This window comes from Sphingobacterium sp. UBA7249, from assembly GCF_002472835.1.
Taxonomy (GTDB): Bacteria; Bacteroidota; Bacteroidia; order Sphingobacteriales; family Sphingobacteriaceae; genus Sphingobacterium; species Sphingobacterium prati.
On the sequence record NZ_DKST01000018.1, the window covers coordinates 391 to 14,700 of the forward strand.

The 14,310-nt window shown below is 39.6% G+C and carries 16 protein-coding genes; 10 read left to right on the forward strand and 6 right to left on the reverse strand.

Going from position 1 to position 14,310, the window contains the following annotated elements:
- Positions 1 to 702: acyl transferase (locus tag B4A24_RS14440; RefSeq protein ID WP_293945837.1), on the forward strand; the 702-nt coding region annotated here is incomplete at its 5' end.
- 94 nt (positions 703 to 796) lie between these two features.
- On the opposite strand, the gene ypfJ is transcribed toward B4A24_RS14440, so the two are convergent.
- Positions 797 to 1,666: a KPN_02809 family neutral zinc metallopeptidase gene (gene ypfJ, locus B4A24_RS14445; protein ID WP_293945838.1), complete on the reverse strand. Its 870-nt coding sequence runs from the start codon at positions 1,664 to 1,666 to the stop codon at positions 797 to 799.
- A gap of 169 nt (positions 1,667 to 1,835) precedes the next feature.
- On the opposite strand from ypfJ, the gene B4A24_RS14450 reads away from it, so the two are divergent.
- On the forward strand, positions 1,836 to 2,417 hold the full coding sequence (locus B4A24_RS14450; RefSeq protein WP_172395212.1) for a PhnA domain-containing protein: 582 nt from the start codon (positions 1,836 to 1,838) through the stop codon (positions 2,415 to 2,417).
- A 93-nt stretch (positions 2,418 to 2,510) separates the two neighbouring features.
- Here the strand turns inward: B4A24_RS14450 and B4A24_RS14455 are convergent, their stop codons facing one another.
- A complete protein-coding gene (locus tag B4A24_RS14455; RefSeq protein ID WP_293945839.1) occupies positions 2,511 to 3,434 on the reverse strand; it encodes a polysaccharide deacetylase family protein in 924 nt (307 codons plus the stop codon).
- 299 nt (positions 3,435 to 3,733) lie between these two features.
- Entirely contained in the window at positions 3,734 to 4,249 is a 516-nt protein-coding gene (locus tag B4A24_RS14460) for a hypothetical protein (RefSeq protein WP_293945840.1), read from the reverse strand.
- A gap of 217 nt (positions 4,250 to 4,466) precedes the next feature.
- Here B4A24_RS14460 and B4A24_RS14465 point away from each other — a divergent pair, with 217 nt between their 5' ends.
- Entirely contained in the window at positions 4,467 to 5,042 is a 576-nt protein-coding gene (locus B4A24_RS14465; RefSeq protein WP_293945841.1) for an NADPH-dependent FMN reductase, read from the forward strand.
- Between the two features lie 44 nt (positions 5,043 to 5,086).
- Here the strand turns inward: B4A24_RS14465 and B4A24_RS14470 are convergent, their stop codons facing one another.
- Complete coding sequence (locus tag B4A24_RS14470) at positions 5,087 to 5,947, reverse strand: aminotransferase class IV (protein ID WP_293945842.1); 861 nt, start codon at positions 5,945 to 5,947, stop codon at positions 5,087 to 5,089.
- A 20-nt stretch (positions 5,948 to 5,967) separates the two neighbouring features.
- Complete coding sequence (locus tag B4A24_RS14475; RefSeq protein ID WP_288811506.1) at positions 5,968 to 7,014, reverse strand: RluA family pseudouridine synthase; 1,047 nt, start codon at positions 7,012 to 7,014, stop codon at positions 5,968 to 5,970.
- 18 nt (positions 7,015 to 7,032) lie between these two features.
- Between B4A24_RS14475 and B4A24_RS14480 the strand changes: the two genes are divergently transcribed.
- The 7 genes from B4A24_RS14480 to B4A24_RS14510 all read left to right on the forward strand — a co-directional run bounded on the left by B4A24_RS14480 (position 7,033) and on the right by B4A24_RS14510 (position 13,605).
- Positions 7,033 to 7,968: a 1-aminocyclopropane-1-carboxylate deaminase/D-cysteine desulfhydrase gene (locus B4A24_RS14480; RefSeq protein WP_293945843.1), complete on the forward strand. Its 936-nt coding sequence runs from the start codon at positions 7,033 to 7,035 to the stop codon at positions 7,966 to 7,968.
- 108 nt (positions 7,969 to 8,076) lie between these two features.
- Positions 8,077 to 8,640: an NADPH-dependent FMN reductase gene (locus tag B4A24_RS14485; RefSeq protein ID WP_293945844.1), complete on the forward strand. Its 564-nt coding sequence runs from the start codon at positions 8,077 to 8,079 to the stop codon at positions 8,638 to 8,640.
- Between the two features lie 77 nt (positions 8,641 to 8,717).
- On the forward strand, positions 8,718 to 9,296 hold the full coding sequence (locus tag B4A24_RS14490; protein ID WP_120260819.1) for a DJ-1/PfpI family protein: 579 nt from the start codon (positions 8,718 to 8,720) through the stop codon (positions 9,294 to 9,296).
- 10 nt (positions 9,297 to 9,306) lie between these two features.
- A complete protein-coding gene (locus B4A24_RS14495; RefSeq protein ID WP_293945845.1) occupies positions 9,307 to 9,684 on the forward strand; it encodes a hypothetical protein in 378 nt (125 codons plus the stop codon).
- A 163-nt stretch (positions 9,685 to 9,847) separates the two neighbouring features.
- Entirely contained in the window at positions 9,848 to 11,917 is a 2,070-nt protein-coding gene (ppk1, locus tag B4A24_RS14500) for a polyphosphate kinase 1 (RefSeq protein ID WP_293945846.1), read from the forward strand.
- A 132-nt stretch (positions 11,918 to 12,049) separates the two neighbouring features.
- Positions 12,050 to 12,727, forward strand: coding sequence for a M15 family metallopeptidase (locus tag B4A24_RS14505; protein ID WP_288811496.1), 678 nt, complete (start codon positions 12,050 to 12,052; stop codon positions 12,725 to 12,727).
- Between the two features lie 2 nt (positions 12,728 to 12,729).
- On the forward strand, positions 12,730 to 13,605 hold the full coding sequence (locus B4A24_RS14510; protein ID WP_293945847.1) for a helix-turn-helix transcriptional regulator: 876 nt from the start codon (positions 12,730 to 12,732) through the stop codon (positions 13,603 to 13,605).
- On the opposite strand, the gene B4A24_RS14515 is transcribed toward B4A24_RS14510, so the two are convergent.
- On the reverse strand, positions 13,602 to 14,309 hold the full coding sequence (locus tag B4A24_RS14515) for an HAD family hydrolase (protein ID WP_293945848.1): 708 nt from the start codon (positions 14,307 to 14,309) through the stop codon (positions 13,602 to 13,604). The two genes, B4A24_RS14510 and B4A24_RS14515, sit on opposite strands and share 4 nt — an antisense overlap.
- Position 14,310 lies beyond the last annotated feature (1 nt).

The following is a 14,310-nucleotide window of genomic DNA, read 5'->3' on the forward strand; positions in this document are numbered from 1 at the left end:
GCTGATGTATCCATCTATGAGCGTACTTTTCGCCGTATATTTGAAGATTTTTACGGACCAACTACAGATATCGCTATTTTAGCCCTGCTGCCATCCTACCTGGAAAGAAGTGGTTCCTCCTTGATCTATATGATCGATGACTTGATGAAACAGAGCAAACAAGCAGAAAGCAATTATTTCCTTTATAATCATCAGGAGCTATACGATACACTGATACAACTTAAAAATAAAGGAACCAAAACCATCCTTTTTGGCGTTACTTATGCCCTGCTTGATTTTATTGAGCAATATGCTTTTGAGTTTCCAGAATTGATTATTATGGAAACTGGCGGCATGAAAGGTAAACGTAAAGAAATGGTTAAACAGGAAATTCACCAACTGCTTGAAGATGCTTTTAAGGTCAATGGGATCCATTCGGAATATGGCATGACCGAATTACTGTCGCAGGGCTACTCTTGGGGTCAAGGGATTTTCCATTTGCCTAAATGGATGAAAGTACTGATACGTGATACAAATGATCCACTGAGTTTAATCTCTTCCAATAGCACAGGCGGCATTAATGTCATCGACCTGGCCAATCGGTATTCCTGCTCATTTATTGCGACACAGGATTTGGGGAAAATATATCAAGATGGCTCATTTGAGATATTGGGCCGCTTTGACCAAAGTGATATTCGGGGCTGCAATTTATTGGTTCAATAAAAACACCCCAAAAGTTGAATAAAACTTTTAGGGTGCAGTTCAAGTATAGCGCTTCTTTTATTTATAAATACAACTGTCGAAAACCTATCCTTTATTATCTCAGACTTGGATCTTCGAATGTATTTCCAGCGCGCATATCGCCAGAGTCATACCCCTTCTTAAACCAGGCCATACGTTGGGCTGAGGTTCCATGGGTAAAAGATTCTGGCACAGCATACCCCTGTGCAGCAGTCTGTAACTTATCGTCTCCTACTGCTTCTGCTGCTTTCATTCCATCCATAATATCATTATAATCTATCTTTATATCCGTATATTCATTGAGATAATGTGCCCATACTCCAGCATAGAAATCAGCTTGAAGCTCTGTCATAACCGACATCTTATTATTTTCGCTCTCAGTTAGTTTTCCCCTGGCTTGATTCGTTTTAGGTAAAAGTCCCACCAGTTGCTGAATATGATGCCCTACCTCATGCGCTATCACATAGGCCATGGCAAATTCGCCCTTAGCCCCGAACTTATCAGAAAGTTCACGGTTAAAAGTCAGGTCCAAATAGATTTTCTGATCTCCAGGGCAATAAAATGGTCCATATGAAGCCTGCCCCATTCCACAACCATCTGTTTGCGTACCGCCATCATAAAAAACCAGCGTAGTCGGTGTATAATTTTGCTGCATTTGTTCCTTAAATAATTTGGCCCAGACATCCTCTGTACTCTGAAGCACGGTCAGGGAAAACTCTGTCAGTCTCTTTTCTTCAGTATTCAGTTCGCGCGGCTGTCCGGACTGCTCCGTTTGCGTTCCCATGTTTTGCGCTTGTTGCAACAACTGCATGGGATCTCCACCCATCAGAAAACCAATGACCAATACGATGATCCCCCCAATACCTCCTAATGCAATCTTTCCTCCACCAGACATCCCTCTACGATCCTCAAAATTGCCACTTTGTTTACCTCCTTGCCATTTCATATGATATATTTTATTTCAGTTAATAATCTTTTCCAATCTCGTTAGCGTACAAATTCAATACCAATATAGCAGTATGTCCTTATTTTTTTTCCAAAAAATAAGCTTTATTTTAGCAGTTAAGACTTACTACAATTTATATTCTTATTTTTGGGCTTTTATAGAAACAGATATGAAATTAGAAGAACAATTACTCGCGCGGGCTGGAGGAAAATGTGAGCTAACAGGCGCTGAAACGGATGTAGTAACCTATATTTTACCACCGGAAACCAGTTCGAATTTGGATAACACCCTACTGATTTCAGCAACCTTGGCCAACCAGCTCAACAAAACGGAACAATTAAATCCGGAAGACTGGAAATTTTTGCCTAACGCCATGTGGTCAGAAATCCCCGCTGTACAAATTGTCTGCTGGCGTATGTTAAGCCGTCTGAAAAATGAAGGCTGGGCTTCCGAAGCACTCGATATCCTCTATCTTGATGATGAAACATTAACAGAGGCAAAGAAAACCGGTGATCATGAAAACGATGGTTATGTTTCCTTTCATGAAGATAGCATTGGTCAAAGACTATTGGAAGGCGATACCGTTGTATTGACAAAAACGCTGGATGTAAAAGGTTCTTCACTCAAAGCAACCTTAGGCACCGTGGTTAAAAATATCCGTCTAGTAGCGGATAATATTGAGCAGATCGAAGGAAAAATAGAAGGCCAGACAATTGTCATATTGACAAAATATCTGCGCAAACAAAATTAAGAAGGATCAACCTTCCTCTTATAAATTTAGCCCCAAACTAATAGTCTATCGAAACTAGTTTGGGGCTAAATAATAATAAATAGCACAAATGCCCTACTTTGGATAATTACGCATAAACTCAAAACGATAGTTTGGATGCTGTTTTAAGCTGTCAATCAAATCTGACAATAATTTTTGCCCTTTTTTTGTTTGGTACATATTATCGTGCGTCAAAAGTACGACGTTATTTTTCGTATAGGATGTCCCTTTACGAAGTAAGTTTTTCATCTGTGTATATAGCTGATTAACTGTTAAATCTGGCTTACCGGTCACACCATTAATTTTCCATTCACAGTCCCAGCCCATAATTTTATAACCGTTTTGATGTAATAGCTCAGCAGTGGAAGCACCGCTTTTCAGATCAACCTTTTTACGGTTACCTACATACCAGATATTTCTTCCGGGAAGCCGGACAATTTTATGTTCCAACTCCATGGACTTCTCTGCCAATTCAAAATCTTCAAAAGCAGTCTGTGGATTTGAGTAAAATGTACTGTACTTATTGTGTGCATGCCAATAGCTGTGATTATAGCAATCTACCAACGGATTATTCTTATACCGTTCAGTATAGCCGTGTAATTTTTTACTCATTTTATCGTGCTCACCGATCAAAAATGCATTGATTTTAATGCCCTTCGCTGTAGCGATAGAATCCAAATATTGGCTACCATTAAGGGGGCCGTCATCAAAAGTAAGGTAAATGTAACGTGGTGAAATCGAGTCCGTGAGTAGAACCGTAGTATCCTTAACGCCAATATAAGAGCTGTTCTCCTCCATTTTGGTGATAGAATCTTTGCGTAGTGAATCCACTTTGGTAATGGAATCCTGCACGACAACCAGACTATCTTTCTTGTGTTGTACAGAATCGACAGAAACTTTTTCTTCTTTTTTACCGCTATTTTGATTACAAGACTGTAGTCCCAAACCAACAATTCCCAAGCTCATCCATATCAAGCTTGATTTAATTACTTTTTCCATTACAAAAATTAACTTACACGCCACATTCTACCCCAAACATACAATATCCACATCTTTCGCGAATATTTAGCATGATCGTGCGGCAAAATTAAGATAATTTTCGCGAATCAACGATTTAAATTCTTTGGTTTATTCCCTACACTTTATTTTATTGAACACATTGTTATAAAATTTTAGCATTGAAGCCCCAGGGAGGTGGAAAAGATAAAGCTACTACATAAATCATAAAAAAGCCCACCATAGGGTAGGCTCTTTTTTATTAAACGATTATGATACTCAAATTGGACATCTTCATCCAACTAATCTCTGTGCCTTCCTCCATGTCCATGATCATGTCCACGTCCATGCCCTCTACCTCCGTCATGATGTCTTCTATTTTCTTGCCAAGAATGACTACGTTTGACCCTACGCTCACTCGCAAAAGAATACCCGCCGTGGCTATGATGACTGTCACGGATAGACACCTGTCTACCACGCGAGTGACCATATCTGCTTCTATAACGATCATGATGACGCCAAGGATTGCGATCATTGATTACGACTTTATGTGCTCTATAAAAATCATAATGCCGATATCTTCTTGGTAGGCTTGCTCTTCTTACCCAGCCGCCATGGTCATAATAAACGTAACATCTCGCAGGCACATCGTAATACATATTATATTCTGGGATATAATAATAACGGGCATAATCATAACCAACTGGCCCCCAGCTTGGTTGACTTCCAATATTCACACTGATGCTGACCTGCGCATCTGCCGTCCTCGCCAAAAAAAGTCCAGCAGTAATAGCAGCGATGTAAAACAATTTCTTCATAAGTAGCTCCTCCCTTAGTCTTTGTATTTTCTCTTTCCATTATGACAACAAACTGCATGCAAAAGATTAAAATATAAATGTTAATTTTTGTTAACAAATACTTAATCTATTCTGCACGAATAGCTTAGTTTTAGTTCAACATTCATTAACAGAGAAACTTTTTACGGCACTAATTGTTCAATCCTTAGTACTTATCATACTTTAATTGAATTTTGGAATGAATACTTACAACATTGGAATCATTGTCGGAAGCTTAAGGAAACAATCTTATAATAAAAAGATAGCGACGTTTATTTGTGAACAACCGACTAACAGGTTTAACTACCACGTGATCGAAATCGGGGACCTTCCCTTATACAACCAGGATTTTGATGATGAGGGCAACCCGCCTGAAAGTTATGTCCGATTTCGCAAAGAAATCGCAGCACTTGATGCTGTTCTTTTCATTACAGCAGAATACAATCGCTCTGTACCCGCTGTCCTGAAAAATGCTATAGATGTGGGCTCGCGACCTTACGGCAAAAATAAGTGGGATGGCAAACCTGGTGCAATCATCTCCTCTTCAACAGGAGCCTATGGTGCTTTCGGCGCAAATCACCATATTCGACAATCTTTAGTGTTTGTTAACATTTATCCAATGCAACAGCCCGAAGCCTATCTCGGAAATATAAAAGATTGTATCGGGGAAAGCGGGAAAGTCGAACTCCAAAAAACAAAAGACTTTCTACTCGACTTCAAAAAAGCTTTTGAACATTGGATCATCAGAATAGCGCATACAAAAGGCCAAGATTAATCCCTTGGCCTTTTGCATGTTAGCGTTTATACCCTGCAATAGATTTACTCCTCGTTCGAATCATAATTCCAAGTAGATAGTTTGTCCTGCATTATGCGTGAGATCTTATTGAAATAGCGTTTTTGTTTGTAACCCATGACCCATTGCACCCCCTGTACTGCATTGGTACAGAAAATTTCATCTGCTCTTTTCATGATCTCAGGGCTAATTTGCGCTTCTACAACTTCAATTCCCTCTGCCCTGGCCATATCCATCACAACACGACGCAGGACACCTTCAATACAGCCTTCGGAAAGCGCGGGTGTATAAAGTATCTTTTCATAATACACAAAGATATTGGAAGTCAAAGACTCACAAAGGTAGCCCTCCTGATTTAAAATTAATACATCATCAAAGGCCATCTTTTTCTTGTATATACCCGCCAGCACATAAATTTGGGAATTGAGCGATTTTAATTTCGACAAATCACTATAAGGCTTTTTGAACTCACTATATAAACCTACGATCAAGCCGACTTTCTTATCCCTTAGATTGGGTTCTATGCGTTGTACTTGCAAGACAAATCCCGGTTTGTTTGTCGTTGGGCTATATAGTCCCCCACCCATTCGGAATACAATCAGCCGAATGCGAACCTGTTGCCCCAACATATTATTCTTGCGAATCAGCTCTTCTGATCTTGAACGAATAAAAAATTCATCGAAAAGATTTGAATCATCAAGATGTATCAATTCCATTCCCTGCTGTAAGCGCGCTACGTGAAAATTCAGGAAACGGATATCACCATCTTTATACAACATGGTCTCAAACAACCCATCACCATAGCGAAAGCCTCTATTTTCTATGCTAAATATTTCCTGTTCTTCCGGCACTACATTGCCATTAAAATTGATATAGTTTGTCGGCATCTTTATTTATTTTCTAAATTTTAATCATTTTCTACAGCCATGGAGTTTGCGGCGTAACCGCGCCACTTTTCTAAAGCTAAACGAAAATCTTCGGGATATGGTACCTCAAAATACATATTTTCTTTTGTAGTTGGATGAATAAATCCCAGTACCTGCGCATGAAGCGCCTGACGCGGAAGTAATGCGAAACAATTATCCACAAATTGTTTATACTTAGAGAAAACAGTCCCTTTTAGTATCTTATCGCCACCATACATTGCATCATTAAACAATGGATGACCAATAGATTGCATGTGGGTGCGGATTTGATGCGTACGCCCCGTCTCCAGCTGACATTCGATCAAAGTTACATAGCCTAATCGTTCCAACACTTTATAATGTGTCACAGACCATCTTCCCTTATCTTCACTTTCGTACATGGCCATAATACGTCGATCTTTCAAGTGTCGGCCAATGTAACCTGTAATCGTTCCATCTTCCTTCAGATCCCCCCACACCAGGGCAATATATTTACGGGTAATACTATGATCAAAAAATTGTTTGGCCAAAAATGCCATCGATTTTTCATTTTTAGCAATCACCAATAAACCGGATGTATCTTTGTCTATTCGATGTACCAATCCAGGCCGGTCTGAATTCCCCGGTAATTGCGGCAGCTGTTGGATATGAAAAGTCAATGCATTCACCAAGGTCCCGGTGTAATTATTATAGCCCGGATGGACAACCATCCCCGCTTCCTTATTGACGATGAGTACATCATCGTCCTCGTATTTTATGTCCAACGGAATATTTTCCGGATAGACTTCATTGTCCCGCGGTGGATCAGGCAATACCAACGTAATGACATCATCGGGTCTGACTTTATAGCTCGCCTTGATCTCTTTACCATTGACCATGACAGAACCCGCTTCAATGGCATGCTGAATTTTACTTCTTGTCGCATTTTCCACTCTATTCATCAGATATTTATCAATACGGAGTAAAGCTTGCCCCTTATCCACTTCAATTCGTAGATGTTCAAATAACTCCTGTTCTTCTTGATCTTGCGATCCCATTTGTTCTGTCATGCTACAAAAATAAACCAAATGAAACAATTTTTGTTAAATTTGTTTTCATTAAATATTATGCTCCCATTCAAAATCCATAGCCCCGAAACAGAAGTCACTTTACCTTTATGGGAAAAAAAGCACATTAAAGTGACCCTCAAGCGTGATGATCTGATCCACCCTTTTATTTCAGGCAATAAATGGCGAAAATTGAAGTATAATCTTCAGGAGGCATTACAACTTAATAAAAATCATATCGTTACTTTTGGAGGTGCATGGAGCAACCATTTACTGGCGACTGCTTGCGCTGGAGCTACTTTCCGGTTCAAAACAACAGCTTTTGTCAGAGGTGATGAACAGGCTAACAACCCTGTCCTGACCATGTGTCAGTTATTTGGAATGCAACTTATTTATGTGGATCGCGATTCCTATCGGGACAAAGAGGAGCTTTATCGTATGTATTTCGATCAGGATCCAACAACTTTCTATATCCACGAAGGCGGTTATGGCCTCCTAGGCGCCAAAGGATGTGCCGAACTTGTCGGTGAACTCCAACAGGACTATCAACATATCTTTACCGCCTGCGGTACCGGAACCACTCTCGCCGGAATTGCCAGTGCAATTGACAAGAAGGATCTCTTCACCCAAATACATGGCGTTCCCGTGTTAAAGAATGGCAGCTTTATCAATGATGAAGTCGCTCAGCTTTACCCCCACCTTCCGCCACCTATTTTGCATCTGGACTATCATTTTGGTGGTTATGCCAAAACAACACCGGAACTCCTCGCATTCACCCAACATTTTATGACCAACACGGGCATCATGATCGAACCCACTTATACCGGGAAACTGCTCTACGCAGTAGATGATCTCATCAGAAAAGACTATTTCACACCCGCGGATCAGCTCCTGGTTGTTCATACAGGTGGACTCACTGGACTCCTGGGGATGTATCAGCGGTTTGTTTTTAATTGACCTAGGTCAATAAATGCAATATTATGCCCCTAGTAGACATTTGACTGACATTTTTTTTATGATTATGTTGTAAGTTTGACCAGTTTAAAAATTAAAACTTATACACAGATGAAAATATTAGCATTTGCAGGAACAAGTAATAAAAACTCTATCAACAAAATCTTTGTAACGAGTACCTCGAAATATTATAAAGAAGCGGATGACAGCATAGAGCTCCTTGATCTCAATCATTTTGAAATGCCTATTTATTCTTATGATAAGGAAGTAGAATTGGGTATTCCACAGTTGGCCCATGATTTTGCTGCAAAGATGGATGCTGCAGATTTCCTACTCATTTCATTGGCAGAACACAATGGATCCTACACTTCAGCCTACAAAAATATTATAGACTGGGTTTCCCGTATCCCAAATCGCAAAACGTTCAATGGCAAACCAGTTTTCTTATTGGCAACTGCTCCCGGTCCAATGGGCGGATCAACTGTATTAAATGCAGCAGTCAATAGAATCACATGGGATGGTGCTGAAATTCTGGATTCATTCTCCCTTCCTGAATTCCATAAAAACTTTGAAGAAGGAAAAGGAATTATCAATCCGGCTTTGAGAAGTCAACTGGAGGCTAAGGTCCGTAAGACTAAACGTGCACTTGCAGAGAAATTAGTCGTTCAAGGTTAACAAAAGATTAACAAATAATCGTTGTAAAAGCCTCTTTTAATACGTAAATTCAAAGCCTATTAAAAGAGGTTTTTGATATGGCAAAGAAAATATTATTACTTGTTGGAGACTTTGTAGAAGATTACGAAGCAATGGTTCCATTTCAAGCCATGGGATCAATAGGAATAGCAGTTGATGCCATTGCCCCTGACCGAAAAAAGGGCGATGTGGTACCTACCGCGGTACATGATTTTACAGGTGACCAAACGTATAAGGAACTGCGGGGACATAATTTTGCGATCAATAAGGATTTTGATCAGGTCAATCCCGAAGAATATGATGGGCTCTATATTGCGGGTGGTCGTTCGGCGGAATATATCCGTCTTAACCAACGTGTATTGGAAATTACCAGGCATTTCTTTGAAAAGAATAAGCCTGTTGCAGCAATATGTCACGGGATTCAGGTATTGACAGCAGCAAAGGTTCTGACTGGGCGTACATTAACGGCGTATGTCGCCGTAGGGCCGGATATTGAATTGGCAGGCGGTATCTGGAAAAATATTCCAGCTGATCAGGCGGTTGTGGATGGAAACCTCGTTACATCTCCTGCTTGGCCAGGACATCAAGCTATTCTAAAAGAATTCTATAAATTATTGGATATAAACATTACAATTTAAGCGTATTTTAATGAAGAAGAATAAAAAGGTGTGGCTTTTAGTCATCCCAATTTTAGTGTTGTTGGGTTTTATTTTAAAAGATACTTTCAATCAGAAAAGTATAGAAGATCTTCCCGGCGGATTTAAAGAGGTAGCTTTTGTCCGGAATGAACAAAATAAAGGTGGAATTATACGAATCTATGCAGTGACAGTGGGTGATGTATTGAATGCAGACTATGCAGGTTGTTTGGAACTTTTGCCAGTCAATGATTATGGCAGTACCACGACTGTATACTATTTCGATCGTACGGCTCCTTATCCAACAAGCCTGACAATTGATACCCCACATTTTGACGGCAGCAAATATAAGGCGATTCAGATTTCCAAAAAATACGGAAAAAAGAAATAATCAGGCACAAGAATGCTATTTACCCCAAAAGTTTCACACTTTTTGGGGTATTTTTTTTAGACTAGATGAAGAGAAAATAAATTAATAATTCTTTAACACGAAAAAGTTCGTTTATCGCACCCATAGCTCTAGTTTTGCATCTTAAATTTATGTATATTTAGCTATGGCGAAAAAATTTATTCCTAGAGATATCAGTTGGTTAAGCTTTAATGGCAGGGTATTGCAAGAGGCTGCAGATGAGACTGTTCCTTTACCCCTAAGGATCAAATTTTTGGGTATATTTTCCAATAACCTAGATGAATTTTTTCGGGTGCGGGTCGCCGGACTCAAACGTGCAATTGACCTCAAAGACAAAAGTGCTAATCAATCTTTTTATGAAGATCCGCAGTTGATTTTGGAAGAACTCAATGTCCGGGTTATCAAACAGCAAAAGAAATTTGACAATACCTGGAACCGAATCCAAAAGGAAATGGCCAAGCAAAATGTCTTTATCAAAACAAGTGAAGAACTAAGCCCGGAACAACAACAATTTGTAAGCGAGTATTATCAGGATGATGTAGAATCAAATGTCATCCCTTTGATCCTCGACGATGTCCGTCCAATGCCCTATATTCGTGATAAGAGCCTCTATCTCGGTATTGCCATGGGAAAAAGTGAATGGCAATATGAAACTAAGTTTGCTTTAATTGAAATCCCTACAAGCCAAAACGGACGTTTTGTCCAATTACCTGCCCCCAAGGATGAGAAACATATTATTCTTCTCGAAGATGTTATTAAATTCAATCTGCCATTGATATTCTCCTATTTTGGGTTTGATGTATTCCATGCCCATGTTTTTAAGGTTACGAAGGATGCTGAGTTTGACATCGACAATGACGTCAATACAACACTGGTCGAGAAGATAAGCAAAGGGGTCAAGAATAGACGGAAAGGAAAACCGACACGCTTCATTTTTGATCAGGATATGAATCTAAAGCTTGTGGAGTTTTTGATCAAAAAACTTAATCTATCCAAAAAAGACAGTATTATACCAGGACAAAAAATCCATAATTTTAAACATTTTATGGACTTTCCGAACGTATTTAAATCCTATCATCAGCCGCAGGAACGAACTTCATTTCCACATCCCAATTTTCAAAATTATGAACGAGTCACCGATACTGTATTAAAAAAGGATGTACTGCTGTCATTTCCTTATCATGAGTTTCGGCCAATCATCGATTTATTACGTGAAGCAGCAATGGATCCAGATGTAAAAACAATACAGATCACTGCCTACCGCTTGGCTTCGAATTCCAAGGTCGCCAATGCATTGATCAATGCAGCACGCAATGGCAAGGAAGTAACTGTCATGCTTGAACTACGTGCACGATTTGATGAGGAGAATAATCTGGATTGGAAAGAAAAACTAGAACTTGAAGGTATCAAAGTCCTTACAGGGATTCCGAATAAAAAAGTACACGCCAAGCTTTGTGTCATCAAAAAGCGAACAGGTACTAAAACCATTCAATATGGTTTTGTCAGTACGGGTAATATCAATGAAAAAACTGCTAAATTATATGGAGATTATTGTCTCTTGACAAGCAATAGAGATGTCATTGCTGACATCAACAAAGTGTTCAACTACCTCAGAAGGCCTAAATCAAATCCAACAGAGATGATCAAAAACTGCAAAAGTTTATTGATCTGCCCCATCGATATGCGCAGGGAACTATTACATTTTATTGATCAGGAGATAACAGAGGCTAAAGCAGGCCGAAAAGCATCTATCATTATCAAAGTAAATTCTCTTAGCGACAAAGATATGATTAAAAAGCTCTATGATGCAGCGACTGCTGGTGTTAAAATAGATCTTATTATTCGGGGGATATATTGCGCAACAAACCAGAAAACATTCAAATTCCCAATAAATGCGATTTCTATTGTTGATGAATACCTAGAACATGCCCGGGTCATGTATTTTTATAATGCTGGCAAAGAGCTGATGTATATCTCTTCGGCAGACTGGATGACCCGTAATCTAGATCACCGTATCGAAGCCGCTGTAAAGATCACGAGTAAAAAGATTAAGGAAGATTTAAAAGAAATGCTCCACATACAGCTGGACGACAATGTCAAAGCGCGTATGCTGAACAATTCCCTCAGCAATCATTATATTGAGAATAAAAAGGAGGCTTGCCGCTCACAGATCGAAATCTACAAATACTTAAAAAGGAAAATAACCGAACATTAAAATAATTTCTGACAAAGCTCAGGCCCTCATTCCCTGAGCTTTGCTAATTCATTTTCTAATTATCGTCAATAACGGCCATCCAGCATCTATTTTCATACTAGAATTGAACATCTAAAGTTGTATCTTCATCCTATGAAACTCAACTTTTGTTTGTCAATTGGCTTTGCAATTTTTGCCTTCCAAGCGAAAGCTCAACAGGATATGCCGCACAACTTCGTCTATCTAAAAGAGTTTATTCCAACAATTATCCTGGATATGCGTTATTTTGGAAGTCATAATTTTACGGGCCGGCCTATACAGGGATACGAAAAACCAGTTGCCATCTTGACCAAACGTGCCGCATTAGCCTTACGGCAAGTCGAGAACTATCTGAACAAACGAGGTCTGGCACTAAAAATTTTTGATGCTTACCGGCCCCAGCGCGCTGTTGATCATTTCAAAGCCTGGTCACTGGCCACGAAAGATACCATCGCTAAACGTGAGTTCTATCCACTGCTGGATAAAAAAAACTTATTTAAGCTGGGCTTTATTGCCAGCAAATCTGGCCATAGCCGTGGCAGCACTGTTGACTTGACATTGATCGATCTTACTAATAATAGAGAACTTGATATGGGCGGCCCCTTTGATTTCTTCGGTGACATCTCCCACCACAACTATTCAAAACTTACAGCAAAACAAAAAGAAAATCGTAAAATACTGCGCGAGACCATGGCCAAATTTGGATTTAAAGCCTATGATAAAGAATGGTGGCACTACACCCTACAAGATGAACCTTATCGAAAAACCTATTTTGATTTTATTGTAAAATAAGTATGGCGTTTATAGATCAACAGGATGATGATAAAGATTTTTTCGTTTTTCATATCAAGGGAAACAAATCTAAACCAGTATTTAGCCCCCAGCAGCAGCTTATATTGGCAACAAAAAATTTCTACTCACTCTGTTTAATAAAAAAAGGGGAAACATCTTTTATCATTAATGACGAACGGATACAAGTCGGACAGCATCATTTACTGTTAACAAGTCCTTCATCAAAAGTCAATGGTACCTCCGTCATCAAATCTTGGGACTGTGAGATTTACCTGATTTTCTTCAATATAGATTTCACCTTCAAATTGAACTTTCGAAAAGATTTCTTTGATCTTACAAAAAAGTCACTTGCCTTGAATAACAGTCACATCTTCTCCCTTTCGGTGCAAGATGCGACAAATCTGTCCAATCTATTTAAACAGTTTATCCATTACGAGAAACAGGGACATGATTACGTTTTCAGATCACAGATTATCAGATCCCTGACCGAGGTCCTATTTTGTGAGATTGCTCGCCTGGCTAATCAACACGTCAATAAAATTCCTTTCGTACCATCACGGAAAAGAGAGATCCTAGCTAATTTCTACCTGCTGCTAAAGCAATCCTTCCGCCGGGAACATAAGGTGCAATTTTATGCCCTTGAACTTGGCATTACACCAAAACATCTCTCGGTGATCATCAAAGAATTTACGGGAAAATCAGCAATAGAATTAATACAGAATGTATTAGTGGAAGAGGCTAAATGTTTGCTCCGTCAGGGACTTTCGATCGGAGAAATCGCGAAGCAACTGCATTTCTCAGATCAGTCTTTTTTTGGAAAATTCTTTAAGCGAAATGTAGGCATATCGCCTAAAGAATTTCGTCAAAAGCCCGATTAAACAAAATCCTGGAGATCAAAGATGGTATTAAATTGTTTATCCGCAGCAGAAGTATCCTGCAGCTTATCTTCTCCCCAGGTTTGTCCTTTCAACCAAAGTGTCTGACAACCTACAGCCTTAGCAGGAGCCATATCTTTGCTATAAGAATCACCAACGACTAGGATCTCCGCAGCAGGCAACCCCATTGCTTCGACACCGAGGGCATAAATCGCGGGGTCTGGTTTACGTACGCCCACTACAGCTGACTCAACAACCGCCTTAAAATAAGATAAAACACCAAAATCAGCCAGCACAGCCTTTAGATTGCCGTAGAAGTTGGAAACCATTACAATAGGATATTGTTTACCTAGCGCAACCAATAATGGCTTTACCTGTGCAACCGTATCTTTGGCAAGAGAATAACCGTCAAACGCAATTTTGTTGGCCAATTCCCTATCCAGATCATAGCCAGCAGCTATAAGGTACTCAAACTGCACTTTCAATTTTGCTTCAAGCACTTCCAAGAAGTTAAACTCCGGTTTGATGATCGGCTGAATCGCCATCTGCCTTTCCGCGTAAGCATATGCTTCTTGAAATGAACTTAGGTTGACCGGAACTTGATACTTTTCGTAGCCAGACCATATTACAGCGCCCCAGTGTCCCCCATTTGTATCCAACGTTCCGCCGTAATCAAAAATAATTCCCTTAATTATAAACTTATCCATT